Below are 14,503 nucleotides of genomic sequence, written 5' to 3' on the forward strand. Positions count from 1 at the left end.
GGGAAGGTTTCGCACAATCCCGGCAGGTGCCGCCATGACGCCCCTCACCCTGTTGCTGACCCGCCCCCGCCCGCAGGCCGAGCGCTTCGCACGGGCCTTCGCCGCGCGCTTTGGGCCGGAGATCGGGATCGTGATCTCGCCGCTGCTGCGGATCGCGCCAGGGGGGGAGCTGCCGTCGCTGGCGGATTATGCCGGCTTGGTGTTTTCCTCGCAGAACGGGGTGCGCGCCTTCGCGGGGATCAGCGGCGACCGGCGGCTCCCCGCCTATTGCGTCGGCGCGCGGACGGCCGAGGCGGCGCGCGAGATCGGGCTCAGGGCTGAGTTTTCTGGCGCCGATGCCGAGGCGCTGGTGGCGCGGCTGGCGCAGGCGCATCCGGGCGGGCGGCTGCTGCACCTGCGCGGCGCGCATGCCCGCGGAGAGATCGCCGCGCGCCTGTCGGCGGCAGGCCAGCCCTGCGACGAGGCAGAGATCTACGACCAGATTCCGCAGGAATTGTCACTGAAAGCGCGCGATCTGCTGCGCGCGGAGGGGCCGGTCCTGCTGCCGCTGTTCTCACCGCGCAGCGCGACACTGGCGGGGCAGGCCGTGGCGGGCGCGCGGGCGCCGCTGGCGCTTGCGGCGATGAGCGCGGCGGTCGCCGGTGCCTGGCGGGGGCCCGCGCCTGCCCTCCTCCGGCAGGCCGAAAAGCCGGATGCGGAGGGGATGCTCGATGCGCTCGCCGTGCTGATTGCCGCAGCGCGTCACCTTGAGGGTGGTGGCGGGGCGGGCTAAGCTTGACCGGCGCACTGGGCGCGGCATCGAATTTTGCGAATCGACAGGGGGTTGCAGTGGCAGATTCCAGACCCGAGACGGAAACCGAGGCCGAGGCCGAGGCGACGGAAACCACCCCCGAAGCGACCGGCGCCGCGCCGGACGAGGCGCAGCGGCCGCAGGACGCGGAAGCCGCCGCCCCGGACACGCGGGAAACCCCGGAGGGTGAGCTTGCCGAGACCCCTCCCGACGAGGGCGGGCAGGCACAGGCAGAGGAGCCGGCCGCCGACGTGGAGGCCCCCGAAGCCATCGAGGAACCGGCGTCCGAGAGCGCGCCCCGGGCATCGCGCGGCGGGGTCTTTCCGCTGCTGCTGGGCGGGGCCCTGGCCGGCGGGATCGGTTTCGCCGCGGCGTTCTTCCTGCTGCCCGGCGGCGGCGCCGATGACGAGATCGTCGCCGCGCTGGCCGCGCAGGATCAGCGCCTGACCGCGCTGACCGGCAACCTGGAAAAGATCACCACCACCCTTGCCGCGCAGGACCCCGGCGCCGAGATCGCCGCCGCGCTGGCCAGGACCGAATCCGCGCTGGCCGGGCGCTTCGACGCGCTGGAGGGCGATCTCGGCGGGGTCGCCGGCCGGCTCGATGCGATCGACGCCCGCCTGACCGCGGTCGAGAAACGCCCCATCGCCGAGGCCGCCGACACCACCGGCGCGATCGCGGCCTATGAGCGCGAACTGGAGCGGATGCGCGAGGAACTGGCCGCACAGCGCCAGCAGAACGAGGAAATGTCCGCCTCGGTCTCGGCGGTGGCGGATCAGGCCAAGGCGGAGATCGCCGCCGCCTCGACCCGGGCGCAGGAGTTGGAGACGCGCGCGGCGATGATGCGCGTGATGGCCGCGCTGGAAAGCGGCGGCAGCTTCGCCTCGGCCCTGCCGCAGATCGGCGCCGATGTGCCCGCGGCCCTGTCGGCGGTGGCCGACAGCGGCGTCGCCACGCTGACCGAGTTGCAGCGCAGCTTCCCCGAGGCGGCCCGCGCTGGGCTGTCGGCGGCGCTGCGCGAGACCACGGGCAAGGCGCCGACCGCGCGGCTGGAGAACTTCCTGCGCAGCCAGCTCGGTGTGCGCTCGCTGAGCCCGCGCGAGGGCGACGATCCCGACGCGGTGCTGTCGCGGGCCGAGGCCGCGCTGGGCGAGGGCCGCCTGGCCGACGCGCTGGCCGAGCTTCAGGCGCTGCCCGAAAGCGGCCGCGCCGCGATGGCCGGCTGGACGGATACGGCGCAGGCGCGGCTCGATGCCGTGGCTGCGGCTAAGGCGCTTGCCGCCAGCCTGAACGTGAACTGAGGGGACATCGGATGCTCTGGTCATTGCTCAAGATCCTGATTTTCGTCGTCCTCGTCGCCGCGCTGGCCTTCGGTGCGGGGCTGCTGATCGATTCGGACACCGGCATCCGGGTGGCCTTCGCCAATGTGGAGTTCACCATGGGCCCGCTGCAGGCGGTGATCGCGGCGGCGGCGCTGCTGGTGCTGCTGTGGCTGGCGATGAAGCTGGCCGGCTTCCTGGTGGCGCTGGTCCGCTTCATCAGCGGCGACGAGACCGCGATCAGCCGCTATTTCAACCGCAACCGCGAACGGCGCGGGTTCAAGGCGATGAGCGAGAGCATGCTGGCGCTGGCCTCGGGCGAGGCGCGGCTGGCGATGACCAAGGCCGCCAAGGCCGAACGTCTTCTGAACCGCCCCGAGCTGACCAACCTGCTGGCCGCGCAGGCGGCGGAACTGGCCGGCGACGCCCAGAATGCGCGCACGATCTACAAGCAGCTGCTTGCCGACGAGCGCACCCGTTTCGTCGGCGTGCGCGGAATCCTCAAGCAGAAGCTGGCCGAGGGCGATATCGACACCGCGCTGAAACTGGCCGAAAAGGCATTCGACCTGAAGCCGGGCCACGAGGAGACGCAGGACATCCTGCTGAAGCTCCAGGCCGAGCACGCCGACTGGACCGGCGCGCGCCGCACGCTGAACGCCAAGCTGAAACACGGCAGCCTGCCGCGCGACGTGCACAAGCGGCGCGACGCGGTGCTGGCGCTGTCGGAGGCGCGTGACGTGCTGGCCGAGGGCAGGACGATCGAGGCCCGCGAGGCCGCGATCGAGGCCAACCGCCTGTCGCCCGACCTGATCCCCGCCGCCGTGCAGGCCGCCCGCACCTATCTCGAACAGGGCAAGAAACGTTACGCCACGCGGGTCCTAAAGAAGGCCTGGGAGGTGCAGCCGCATCCCGACCTCGCCGCCGCCTTCGCCGAGATCGAGCCGGAGGAGAGCCCCGAGGCGCGGCTCAAGCGTTTCCAGACCTTGACCCATGTCGCGCCGGACGATCCCGAGACCCGGATGTTGCTGGCCGAGCTGCACATCGCGGCGGAGGATTTCCCCGCCGCCCGCAAGGCGCTGGGCGACCTCCCCGAGACCACCCCCACGGCGCGCGCGCTGACACTGATGGCCGCGATCGAGCGCGGTGCGGGCTCCGATGACAGCGTGGTGCGCGCCTACCTGACGCGGGCGCTGGGCGCCTCGCGCGGGCCGCAGTGGATCTGCGACAAGTGCGGCACCGCCCATGCCGAATGGCGCCCGGTCTGCGCCCATTGCGGCAGTTTCGACACGCTGTCGTGGAAGACCGCGCCGGCGGGCGAGGTCTCCATGCCGCGCTCGACCGAGATGCTGCCGCTGATCGTCGGTGCGATCGGGGACAAGACGGCACCGGAAGGGGAGATGGCCGAGCCGGAGGAGGCCGAGGAGAGCCCCGCCGCGGACCAGCAGACCGAGGCCGCGGAGGCCGGCGCAGAGGCCATTCCCGAGGCCGAGGTTCTGGAACCCGGAGAAGAAGCGCCGAAACCGTGAAAATAGGGCTACACACCCGCGCGACTGGGTGCTAAAGAACGCGCCACCTAGCCGGTGTAGCTCAGCTGGTAGAGCACGTCATTCGTAATGATGGGGTCGGGGGTTCGAGTCCCTTCACCGGCACCACCCATCCACCCAAGACATTGTTTTGCCTCAGCTTTTGTCGATGACAGAGCGGAGCGCGAAAGATGTCCGGGGGCGGTTTCCGCCCCGCGCAAGCGCGGAAGGAACGGCGCCAGGGGCCTGTTTCGGTGGATTCCCGTCACCCTTCGGAAGCGTCGTCTTGCCCCGAAACCGGCCCGCATATGGCGGTCTGCGCCGCGTTTCGCGGCAGCGTCAGGCACGATGCGGGGCCGGCGCGCGGCGCTCAGGCGTCGGGCGCGGCGCTGAACCCGGTGCGGCCGATGCTGTCATAGGCCTCGAATCCCGCGCGCCTCGCATCCTCGGCGGTGTAGATGTTGCGCAGGTCGGCCATCCGGGGATGCGCCATTTTCCTGGCCAGACGTTTCAGATCCAGCGCGCGGAACTCGTTCCATTCGGTCAGGATGACCAGCAGGTCGGCCTTCTGCGCGGCCTTGTAGGCATCGTCGACCCATTGCACGCCCGGCAGCAGCGCCTCGCCCTCGTTGCGGCCCTTCGGATCGCTCACCCGCACCTTGGCGCCGCCGCCCACCAGCGCCGGCACGATGGTCAGCGCGGGCGCCTCGCGCATGTCGTCGGTGTTGGGCTTGAAGGTCACGCCGAGCACCGCGACGGTCTTGCCGTTGAACGATCCGTTGCACAGATCGCGCAGTTTCTCGACCATGCGGTGGCGGACCTCATCGTTCACCCGGATGACGGTTTCGGTGATCTGCATGGGCACCGCGTAATCCTGCCCGGTCCGCGCCAGCGCGGCGGTGTCCTTGGGAAAGCAGCTGCCGCCATAGCCGGGGCCGGCGTCGAGGAACCTGTTGCCGATGCGGGCGTCGAGGCCCATGCCCCGGGACACCTCCTTCACGTCGGCGCCGGTGCGTTCGCACAGCGCCGCGATCTCGTTGATGAAGGTGATCTTGGTCGCGAGGAATGCGTTGGCAGCGTATTTGATCATCTCGGCGGATTCCAGATCCGTCGTCACGATCGGCAGTTCGCGCAGGTAGAGCGGGCGGTAGATGTCGGCCATGACCTTGGCCGCGCGTTCGTTCTGCACGCCCACGACCACCCGGTCGGGTTGCATGAAATCGTCGATCGCCTCGCCCTCGCGCAGGAATTCGGGGTTGGAGGCGACGTCGAAGTCGAGATCCGGGTTGGCCTCGTGAACCACCTGCCAGACCTTGCGGTTGGTGCCCACGGGCACGGTCGATTTGGTCACGATGACGATGTAGTGGTTGGCGGCGCGGGCGATCTCCTGCGCTGCCTCCATCACATAGCTCAGGTCGGCATGGCCGTCGCCGCGCCGGGTCGGCGTGCCGACCGCGATGAACACCGCATCCGCGTCCGCGATCGCGCTGGGCAGGTCGAGGGTGAAGGACAGCCGCCCGGCCTCGACGTTCTTCGACATCAGCGCCTCGAGGCCGGGCTCGAAGATCGGCGCCTCGCCGCGCTCCAGCATCTCGATCTTGCGCGGGTCCTTGTCGACGCAGACCACCTCATGCCCGAAATCGGAAAAGCAAACGCCCGAGACAAGCCCGACGTAGCCCGTGCCGATCATCGCGATTTTCATGACGATTGCCCTTCCTGAAACTCGATCCGGTTTGGCCCCAGTGCCGGCGGCCTGTCAACTCTGCCGCGGGGTTAGACTCCGTAGAAGTCGCGGTACCATGCGACGAAACGCGCGACGCCCTCGGCGACCGGGGTCTGCGGGGCCTGGCCCGTCAGCCGGCGCAAGAGCGCGGTGTCGGCCCAGGTGGCGGGCACGTCGCCGGGCTGCATCGGCAGCAGGTTGCGCCGGGCGGAGCGGCCGGTGGCGGCCTCGATCGCGGCGATGAAATCGGTCAGCTGCACCGGCTGGCCGTTGCCGATGTTCACCACCCGCCAGGGCGCGACCGGCGACAGGCTGTCGCCTTCGGGAACGATCCCGCCCCCGGGGCGCTGCGGCACCGCCTCGATCAGGCGCTCGATGCCCGCGACCAGATCGTCGATATAGGTGAAGTCGCGCTTCATCTCGCCGCGGTTGTAGACGTCGATGGGCTGCCCTTCGAGGATCGCGCGGGTGAATTTGAACAGCGCCATGTCCGGCCGCCCCCAGGGCCCGTAGACGGTGAAGAAGCGGAACATGGTGATCGGCAGCCCGTGCAGATGGGAATAGGCGTGGGCCATGGCCTCGGTCGCCTTCTTGGTGGCGGCGTAGAAGGACATCTGGTGATCGGCGCGATCGGTCTCGACATAGGGCATCCGCGTGTTGGCGCCATAGACCGAGGAGGTCGAGGCCAGCAGCATATGCGCCGGCGGGAAGGTGCGCGCGGCCTCCAGCAGCTCGAAGGTGCCGGCGACGTTGCCGTCGAGATAGGCGCGCGGGTTCTCCAGCGAATAGCGCACGCCGGCCTGGGCTGCGAGGTGGATCACGATGTCGAAGCGCTCCTCCTCGAACAGCGCCATCAGGCGGCCGGGATCCTCGACATAGCCCTGTTCAAAGCGGAAATCGGGGTGATGCGCGATCCGGTCGAGCCGGGCCTGTTTCAGCGCGACGTCGTAATAGTCGGTCATCGCGTCCAGTCCGACCACGCGATGGCCCGCGGCCAGCAGGCTTTCGCAGCAGTGATAGCCGATGAACCCCGCCGCGCCGGTCACGAGTGCCGTCTTCACAAGAGCCCCTTTCCTCGAACGCCCCAAGGGCCTTGACCCGTGCATAGCACCGCCGTGGGTCCGTTGAACAGGCCGGGCGGCGCGACGGTCAGAACGCCCGGTCGACCTGGCGCGCGATGCCGAATAGGCTGCCGACGGTCTGGGTGATGGTCTGCACGGTCGTCAGCGGGCTTTCCGAGGCATAGACCACGTCATCGGGGTTGATCTGGAACCGCTTGGCGCTGAACAGCCCGTCGGCGGTGGTCAGGTCGATGACGAAGATCGCGCGCGTCTCGCGCGGGCCCTGCACGCCGGCGCGGGTCGCGCTTTCGGGGTATTCGCGCAGGATGAGGATACCCTGGGGATCGGCCCGCGTGTCCGAGATGCCGCCGATCAGCGCGATCGCGTCCAGCGCCGAAAGGGTGTCCTTGGGGAACTGGACCAGCTGCTCCCGGCCCGCCGCGCCGATGGCGATGAAGGAACGCGGATCCTCCTCGACGATGACCTTGTCGCCGCCGGCCAGCGTGGTGTCGAGCGAGGGATCGGCATAGAGCCGCGCCACCGTGGTCACATAGAGCTGCCCGTTGCGCACCAGCCGCACCACCGGGTTTTCCAGCGTGGTCAGCACGCCGCCGCCCAGCGAGATCAGGCTCAGCACCGTCAGGTCGCGGTCGACCATCGGGTAGGTGCCGGGGCTGCCCACGCCGCCGACCAGATCGACCGAGTTCTTCCGCCCCGACTGCATCGACAGCTGGATCTGGGCCGAGGGGATGATCGCCGCCATCTCGCTCTGGATCTTGGCGCGCGCGGCCTGCGGGGTCATGCCCCCGACGTGGATCGAATCGAGATAGGGCATGAAGATCGTGCCGTTCGGCGCCACGCGCATCTGCGGCAGCGTCACCACCTTTGAGCCGGGCGAGGTCAGCAGCGAGTTCTCCTCGCTGTCCCAGATCACCACGTCCACGATGTCGCCGGGGGCGATGATCTGGCTGCTCGATCCGCGCTGATGGGCGATCCAGCTGCCGCGCGGGCCCGAGCCGGTGACCGGCCAGGTCTCGACCTGCGGCAGGAAGGCGCGGGTCACCGGGTAGATGGCGTAGCCCGCTAGGGTGTCGGCCTCGGCGCTGGACAGGATTTCGCTCTCCCGGGCGGCGCCGCGGGGCAGGCTGCAGGCCGAGACGAGACCGCTCGCGCCAAGGGCCAGGAACTGGCGTCGTCCGAAAGCTGGCATCCGTTTCCCCCAGGGTAGTCCGCCGACCCGCGTGGATCGGGGCGTGGATTTCGCACCTCAGGCAAGATACTGAGGGGGGAAACCGGGTCAACCTGAATGCGCGGCCCAGATGCGGAGATTTCGGAAGCGTGGGAAATTTGCGGTCATTTCTGGTGATGGGGGCGACCGGCGCCGTCGGTGGCGCCCTGCACGCCGCCTGGGCGGACGCCGCGCCCGCGGGGCTGCGCCCGCTGTGGCAGAGCCGGCGGGACGCGGCGCCGGGCTGGCTGCGCTGGGCGCCGCTGGACGGACCGCGGCCCGATCTGCCACCGCTGGAGGCCGTGGTGGTCCTCTCCGGTGTGACGCCGGGCGCCGATGCGCCGCTCTCCGACAATGCCGCGCTGGCGCTGGCCGGGCTGGAGGCCGCCGCTGCGGCTGGCGCGCGGCATGTCTTTCTCGCCTCGTCGCAGGCGGTCTATGCCCCTGCCGGGCGTCCGCTGACCGAAAGCGACCCGATCGCCCCGCCCACGCCCTATGGCATGGCCAAGGCGGAGATGGAGGACGCCGCCGCGCGATGGCGCGACGCCGCCGGTCCCGCCGCGCCGGGCGTCACCTGCCTGCGGATCGGCAACGTGGCGGGCGCGGACATGCTGGGCCGGCGCATGGCGGCGGGGCTGCCGGTCACGCTGGACCGTTTCGCCGACGGCTGCGGGCCGGAACGCTCCTATATCGGGGCGGGCGGCTTCGCGCGGGTACTGGAAAGCCTGCTGGAGGCGGCTCTGGCCGGGCGGGAGCTGCCCTTCGCCCTGAACCTGGCCGCGCCGCGCCCGGTGGCGATGGAGGGGCTTCTGCGGGCCTGGGGCTGCGACTGGACATGGCGCCGGGCGCCGGCCGGCGCGCGCCAGTCGGTGACCCTCGATGTGGGGCCGCTTTGCCGCTTGCATCGCTTCGGGCCGCGTGACAGTGCGGCGGGGCAGATGGTGGCGGAGTGGCGGAGGCTGGGCCGGCAATGAGTTTTTCGAAACGGCTGTTCGACATCGCGCTGGCGCTGCTGCTGTCGGTTGTGCTGCTGCCATTGCTGCTGGTGGTGCTGGCGGTGATGTGGGTCCGGGACGGGCGGCCGCTGTTCTATCTTTCGGAGCGGATGAAGACCGCCGACGAACCCTTCCAGCTGTGGAAGCTGCGGACCATGCGCCCCGATGACGGCGACCGCGGCGTCTCGGGCGGGGACAAGGCGCACCGGGTGACGCGCACGGGCCGGATGCTGCGCCGCTACCGGCTGGACGAGATCCCGCAGCTGTGGAACGTGCTGCGCGGCGACATGAGCTTCGTCGGGCCGCGCCCGCCGCTGCGCGAGTATGTCGAGCGCTTCCCCGACACCTACCGCGCGGTGCTGAGGTCGCGGCCGGGCATCACCGGGCTGGCGACGGAGGTGTTCCACGCGCATGAGGAGTGGCTGCTTGAGAAATGCGACACCGCCGAGCAGACCGACGCCGTCTATGCCCGGGCCTGCGTGCCGCGCAAGGCGCGGCTCGACCTTATCTACCAGCGCCACCAGTCGCTATGTTTCGACCTGGTGCTGCTGTCGCGGACCGCGGCCAAGGTGTTCGGCCGCCGCTGACGCCCGGCCGATCGTGGCCGAAGGATCAGCAATTTTCAGCTGGATCGCAGGTGCAGCATGCTTTGCCTTGCCGGTTTTCGCGGTTCCGGCATAGAGTGCAGCTTTAGGGAAACGGGTTTTTTGTCTTGCTGAACTTTGTCAAAGGACTGTCGCGCCGGCAAAAGTCGGCCATCATGCTCGGTGTGGACCTGACGGTTGTCGTGGTCGCGCAGTTCCTCGCCCTGGTGGCCTTCGGCAGTTCCGGCCCCGGCTTTGGCCCGCTGGAGAACCTTTGGCTGGTGTTCTTCTTCCAGACCGTCAGCGCGGTGCCGATCGCCCTGTTCCTCGGCATCACCAGGATCCAGCTCAAGGCCTACGAGACGCGGGCGCTGGGCAAGACGGTGGTGTTCGGCGCGTTCCTCGCGGTGATGAACATCATGCTGCACCGGCTGGCGCAGCATGCGGTTCCGGTGGGCGTGTCGATCGTGTTCGGCCTGATCTTCATCATGTTGGCGGCCGGTATGCGGATGGTGATGCTGCAGATGCTGCTGAGGCTCTATCGCCGGGCGGAGCCCACCTGCAGGGTGCTGATCTACGGCGCCGGGACAACCGGGCTGCAGCTGGCCTCGGCGCTGAAGACGCATCACCGGATCGAGCCCGTCGCCTTCGTCGACGACAACCCGGCGATGGAGGCCATCACCGTCGCCGGCCTCTCCGTCCACCGGCCCACGGCGATCAAGGATCTGGTCAAGGAGAAGGGCATCAACCGGGTGCTTCTGGCCATGCCCTCGCTGTCGCCGCCGAAACAGGCACAGTTGGCGCGCAAGCTGCAGCGCATGGGCCTGGAGGTGCAGACCCTGCCGTCCTTCGCGCAGCTGATCGGCGAGGAGGAGCTGATCAACAAGCTCAGCCCGGTGCAGCCCAGCAGCCTGCTGGGCCGGCAGAACCTGGAAGGCCAGCTGAACGTGGGCTGCGGCACCTATGCCGGGCGCACGGTCCTGGTGACCGGCGCCGGCGGCTCGATCGGGTCGGAGCTTTGCCGGCAGCTGCTGCAGTGCAATCCCAAGCGGCTGGTCCTGTTCGAGATGAGCGAGATCGCGCTCTATACCGTGGACATGGAGCTCAAGACCCTCTCCGAGGAGAGCGATATCGAGATCGTGCCGGTGCTGGGCTCGACCACCGATCCGCGCATGCCGCGCTTCGTGCTGGCCGAGCACAAGCCGGACATCGTGTTCCACGCCGCCGCCTACAAGCATGTGCCGATGGTCGAGGCCAACCCGCTGGCGGGGCTGGCCAACAACGTGCTGGGCACCCGCACCATCGCCGAGGCGGCGCGCGAGGCGGGCGTGGCGCGGTTCATCCTGATCTCCTCGGACAAGGCGGTGCGGCCGACCAACGTGATGGGCGCGTCGAAGCGCCTGGCCGAGCTGGTGGTGCAGGACCTGGCCACGCGCGCCTCGAACACGGCCTTTTCGATGGTGCGCTTCGGCAACGTGATCGGCTCGTCGGGCTCGGTGGTGCCGCTGTTCCACGAGCAGATCGCCAAGGGCGGCCCGGTGACCCTGACCGACAACGAGGTCACGCGCTATTTCATGACCATCCCCGAGGCGGTCAGCCTGGTGCTGCTGGCCGGCTCCTTCGCGCCGGCGGCGGGCGAGGGCGGCGACGTCTTCGTGCTGGACATGGGCAAGCCGGTGCGCATCCGCCGCCTGGCCGAGCAGATGATCGAGGCCGCGGGCTACACCGTGCGCGACGAGAACAACCCGAGCGGCGATATCGAGATCGTCACCACCGGCCTGCGCCCCGGTGAGAAGCTGCACGAGGAGCTGCTGATCGGAGAGGGGCTGCTGACCACGCCGCATCCCAAGATCCTGCGCGCCCAGGAGGCGCGGCTGTCGGAGATCGAGGTCGCCAGCGCGCTGCGCGCGCTGCGCCAGGCGGTGGCCGCGGGCGACATCGTGGCTGCCCGTTCGGTCATCGCGCGCTGGGTCGAGGGCTACCCCTCGCCGGAGGCGGCCAGCAACGCCTGAGGCCGCACGCCACGGCCCCGTGCACTATTTGCCACAGGGCCCGGCCGGCATCGGGCCCGGCAAAGGCAGTGGTTGATCGGATGGCCGGGATCGGCGAATGTCCGTCGGGATGCAAGCCCGGGGAGCCGAGATGAAGGGACGTTTGATGACAGCTTCGGCGCGCCGCCTGTTCGGGGGCGCGATGGCGCTGGCCACGGCATTGGCCGGCCTGCCGGCCGCGGCCGAGGGTGCCGACCCCTGGCACCCGACCCTGAATTTCTACGGCGTCACCGGGCTGGTCGACATGCCGACCGGGCAGAGCCAGCCCGACGGCCAGTTCTCGACCACCTTTTCGACCTTTGCGGGGATGACGCGCGCGACCCTGTCGTTCCAGATCGCCCCGCGCCTGTCCGGCAGCTTCCGCTTTTCGCGCACCAAGGACCTGAACCTCGCCGGATTCGTCGATTATTCCGACCGCAGCTTCGACGTGCAGTACCGCGTGCTGCGCGAGGGGCGCATCCTGCCCGACCTGGTGGTCGGCCTCCAGGATTTCGCCGGCACCGGCCTGGCGGCGGCGGAATATGTGGTCGCCAGCAAGCACCTGGCGCCGAACCTGGTGCTGACCGGCGGCATCGGCTGGGGCCGTCTGGGCAGCTACAACCCGCTGGGCGCCCCCTTTGGTTCGCGCCCGCCGCTGAACATCGGGCGCGGCGGCAGCCCGAACGTCGACCAGTATTTCCGCGGCCCGGCCGCGCTGTTCGGCGGGGTCGAGTGGCAGCCCACCGACAAGCTGGGCCTGAAGCTGGAATATTCCTCGGACGATTACGCCTTCGAAGAGGGGCGCGGCGTCATCAAGCACCGCAGCCCGTTCAGTTTCGGTGTCGAATACCAGGCGCGCAAGCACCTGCGGCTGGGCGCCTATTACCTTTATGGCTCGGAGCTGGGCGTGACCGCGCAGATCTCGCTCAACCCCAAGGACAGGCCGGCGGGCGGCGATCTGGGCAAGGCGACCTACCCGGTCGAGCCGCGCCCGGCGCGCAGCGCCGATCCCGACGCCTGGTCGGAGGACTGGGTGGCGCAGCCGCAGGCGGCGGACATCCTGCGCCGCAACACCGCCAAGATGCTGGCCGAGACCGGGCTGGTGCTGGAGGCGATGGCGATCAGCGGCGACCGCGTGGAGCTGTGGCTGCGCAACCCCTCCTACGACGCCGAGGCCCAGGCCATCGGCCGCGCCGCGCGGGTGCTGACGCGCACCATGCCCGCCTCGGTCGAGACCTTCGAGATCGTGCCGGTCGTCAAGGGCATGCCGACCGCCAAGGTGGTGCTGCGCCGGACCGATATCGAGGCGCTGGAGAACGCGCCGAACGGCGCCGCGCGGCTGTTCAGCGTGGCCGGGATCGCCGACGCCTCGCGCCGGCCCGAGAACCTGACCTATGACGAGGAGCTCTATCCGCGGCTCACTTGGTCGCTGGCGCCCTACCTGAAGCAGGAGCTGTTCGACCCCGACCATCCCTATCGCGTCGATCTGGGGATGCGCCTTGCCACGCGCTACGAACTGCGGCCGGGTCTGTTCTTTTCGGGATCGGTCACCAAGAGCGTGACCAACGCCTTCTCGAAGGGCCAGCTCAGGCCGAACAACTCGGTGCTGCCGCATGTGCGCACCGACGAGCAGCTCTATACGCGGCAGGGCGATCCGGGCCTCGAGACCCTGACCATGGCGTGGTATGCGCGCCCCGGGCAGGATCTTTACGGCCGGGTCACTGCCGGCTACCTGGAGCGGATGTATGGCGGCGTTTCGGCGGAGCTTCTGTGGAAGCCGCAGCACAGCCGTCTGGCGCTGGGGGTCGAGGTCAACTACGCCCGCAAGCGCGATTACGACGGCGGGCTGGGGTTCCGCGACTACGACATCGTGACCGGCCATGCCTCGGCCTATTACGACCTGTCGCAGGGCTACCGGGTGCAGCTGGACGCGGGCCGCTACCTGGCCGGCGACTGGGGCGCCACGCTGGCCTTCGACCGTGTCTTCGCCAATGGCTGGACGGTCGGCGCCTTTGCCACGCTGACCGATGTCAGCGCCAAGGAATTCGGCGAAGGGTCGTTCGACAAGGGGATCCGGGTGACGATCCCGATCTCCTGGATGATGGGCAGCAGCTCGCGCAGCACGGCCAGCACCACCATCCGGCCGATCCAGCGCGACGGCGGCGCGCGGCTGTCGGTCGACGGGCGGCTCTACGAGACCATCGACGATTATCACCGCTGGGGCATCGAGCGGCAGTGGGGGAAAGTGTGGCGATGAGACAGCTGAGGACCGCGGGCCTGGTGCTTGCCGCCCTTCTCGGGCTTTCCGGCTGCGGGTCCGACCCGGCGGTCGGGGACAACCCCCTGCTGCTGGGCGTGAGCGCGCTGCGCGACGGCGTCAGGACGCGCGCGGCCGGCGATGCGCCGGCCCCTGCCCTGACCCGAGCCATGGTGGACCAGGTGCAGGTGCCGCTGATTCTGGCCAGCCTGGAAAGCCGGGGCGTCACCGGCGCGCTGGTCCCGATCGGGCAGAACGGCGCCGACACCACCTGGGGCACGGCCGACCAGATCGCGGTGATCATGCGCGGCGATGTCGTGCGCGGCACACGCGGCCTGGGCGAGGATCTGATGTCCGCCTCAATCCCCGGCGAATCAGTCCTGCGGAGCGCCAACAGCGTGACACAAAGGGAATATTTCCACCTGGACGGCGACGATCAGACGGTGCGAAGGAAATTTTCCTGCGAAATTCATGAGCAGGATGCCGCTGCCCTGGTCATCGTCGAAAGGCGTTATCAGGCGCGCCATTTCGAGGAGCGTTGCAGCGGTCAGAACGGCGGATTTACCAATGAATATTGGTTCCTCGCCGATGGCAGAATGATCCAGTCGCGCCAGTGGATTAGCCCGAGTGTGGGATTTATGAAACTACAGCGCCTCAAGCCGTGAAGTCAGTTCAAACAACTTTCGCTGCTGGCGCAAACATGCTAACAAATCAGCGATGCTCGTCATACCTATGGAGTTCGAAATGAAAAAGATTTCCGCATTTGTCGCAGGTACCGCACTCGCCCTGACCGCTTCGACCGCTTTTGCTGGCGGCCCGGTCATCGTCGAGGAAGAGCCGGAGCCCGTCGTTGTCGCGCCCGTGGGCAGCTTCGGTGGCCTGGGCGGCGGTGTTCTGGCTGCTGGCGCCGCTGTCCTGGCGATCGCCGCACTGGCTGGTTCGTCGAACGGCACCACCACCACCCAAAGCGGCAACTGATCCCGCACATCCGAC

At 69.2% G+C, this 14,503-nt stretch carries 12 protein-coding genes and 1 tRNA gene; 10 read left to right on the forward strand and 3 right to left on the reverse strand.

The window, feature by feature from the left end; translation table 11 throughout:
* The first annotated feature begins 34 nt into the window (after nucleotides 1-34).
* The 4 genes from KCI33_RS01335 to KCI33_RS01350 all read left to right on the forward strand — a co-directional run bounded on the left by KCI33_RS01335 (nucleotide 35) and on the right by KCI33_RS01350 (nucleotide 3,761).
* A complete protein-coding gene (locus tag KCI33_RS01335) occupies nucleotides 35-772 on the forward strand; it encodes a uroporphyrinogen-III synthase (RefSeq protein WP_212522942.1) in 738 nt (245 codons plus the stop codon).
* Between the two features lie 56 nt (nucleotides 773-828).
* On the forward strand, nucleotides 829-2,091 hold the full coding sequence (locus KCI33_RS01340; RefSeq protein ID WP_212522943.1) for a hypothetical protein: 1,263 nt from the start codon (nucleotides 829-831) through the stop codon (nucleotides 2,089-2,091).
* An 11-nt stretch (nucleotides 2,092-2,102) separates the two neighbouring features.
* The gene (locus tag KCI33_RS01345) at nucleotides 2,103-3,635 is read left to right on the forward strand and encodes a heme biosynthesis HemY N-terminal domain-containing protein (RefSeq protein WP_212522944.1); all 1,533 of its coding nucleotides are present in this window, start codon (nucleotides 2,103-2,105) and stop codon (nucleotides 3,633-3,635) included.
* A gap of 50 nt (nucleotides 3,636-3,685) precedes the next feature.
* Nucleotides 3,686-3,761: transfer RNA gene (locus KCI33_RS01350), tRNA-Thr, on the forward strand.
* A gap of 241 nt (nucleotides 3,762-4,002) precedes the next feature.
* On the opposite strand, the gene KCI33_RS01355 is transcribed toward KCI33_RS01350, so the two are convergent.
* The 3 genes from KCI33_RS01355 to KCI33_RS01365 all read right to left on the reverse strand — a co-directional run bounded on the left by KCI33_RS01355 (nucleotide 4,003) and on the right by KCI33_RS01365 (nucleotide 7,626).
* Nucleotides 4,003-5,334, reverse strand: coding sequence for a UDP-glucose/GDP-mannose dehydrogenase family protein (locus tag KCI33_RS01355; protein WP_212522945.1), 1,332 nt, complete (start codon nucleotides 5,332-5,334; stop codon nucleotides 4,003-4,005).
* Between the two features lie 71 nt (nucleotides 5,335-5,405).
* Complete coding sequence (locus tag KCI33_RS01360; protein WP_212522946.1) at nucleotides 5,406-6,416, reverse strand: SDR family NAD(P)-dependent oxidoreductase; 1,011 nt, start codon at nucleotides 6,414-6,416, stop codon at nucleotides 5,406-5,408.
* An 88-nt stretch (nucleotides 6,417-6,504) separates the two neighbouring features.
* On the reverse strand, nucleotides 6,505-7,626 hold the full coding sequence (locus KCI33_RS01365; RefSeq protein ID WP_212522947.1) for a polysaccharide biosynthesis/export family protein: 1,122 nt from the start codon (nucleotides 7,624-7,626) through the stop codon (nucleotides 6,505-6,507).
* 137 nt (nucleotides 7,627-7,763) lie between these two features.
* Between KCI33_RS01365 and KCI33_RS01370 the strand changes: the two genes are divergently transcribed.
* From KCI33_RS01370 to KCI33_RS01395, 6 genes are all read left to right on the forward strand, one after another.
* A complete protein-coding gene (locus KCI33_RS01370; protein WP_212522948.1) occupies nucleotides 7,764-8,618 on the forward strand; it encodes an NAD-dependent epimerase/dehydratase family protein in 855 nt (284 codons plus the stop codon).
* Entirely contained in the window at nucleotides 8,615-9,226 is a 612-nt protein-coding gene (locus KCI33_RS01375; RefSeq protein WP_212522949.1) for a sugar transferase, read from the forward strand. The genes KCI33_RS01370 and KCI33_RS01375 overlap by 4 nt, the downstream gene beginning before the upstream one ends.
* Nucleotides 9,227-9,399: 173 nt before the next feature.
* Nucleotides 9,400-11,235, forward strand: a complete 1,836-nt coding sequence (locus KCI33_RS01380) for a nucleoside-diphosphate sugar epimerase/dehydratase (protein ID WP_212522950.1) — start codon at nucleotides 9,400-9,402, stop codon at nucleotides 11,233-11,235.
* Nucleotides 11,236-11,380: 145 nt separating this feature from the next.
* Nucleotides 11,381-13,510: a YjbH domain-containing protein gene (locus tag KCI33_RS01385; RefSeq protein WP_212522951.1), complete on the forward strand. Its 2,130-nt coding sequence runs from the start codon at nucleotides 11,381-11,383 to the stop codon at nucleotides 13,508-13,510.
* Nucleotides 13,507-14,175, forward strand: coding sequence for a YjbF family lipoprotein (locus KCI33_RS01390; RefSeq protein WP_212522952.1), 669 nt, complete (start codon nucleotides 13,507-13,509; stop codon nucleotides 14,173-14,175). The genes KCI33_RS01385 and KCI33_RS01390 overlap by 4 nt, the downstream gene beginning before the upstream one ends.
* 79 nt (nucleotides 14,176-14,254) lie before the next feature.
* Nucleotides 14,255-14,488, forward strand: coding sequence for a hypothetical protein (locus KCI33_RS01395; RefSeq protein WP_212522953.1), 234 nt, complete (start codon nucleotides 14,255-14,257; stop codon nucleotides 14,486-14,488).
* Nucleotides 14,489-14,503: the final 15 nt, after the last annotated feature.

Source organism: Actibacterium sp. MT2.3-13A (assembly GCF_018139985.1).
Classification (GTDB): domain Bacteria; phylum Pseudomonadota; class Alphaproteobacteria; order Rhodobacterales; family Rhodobacteraceae; genus JAGSOU01.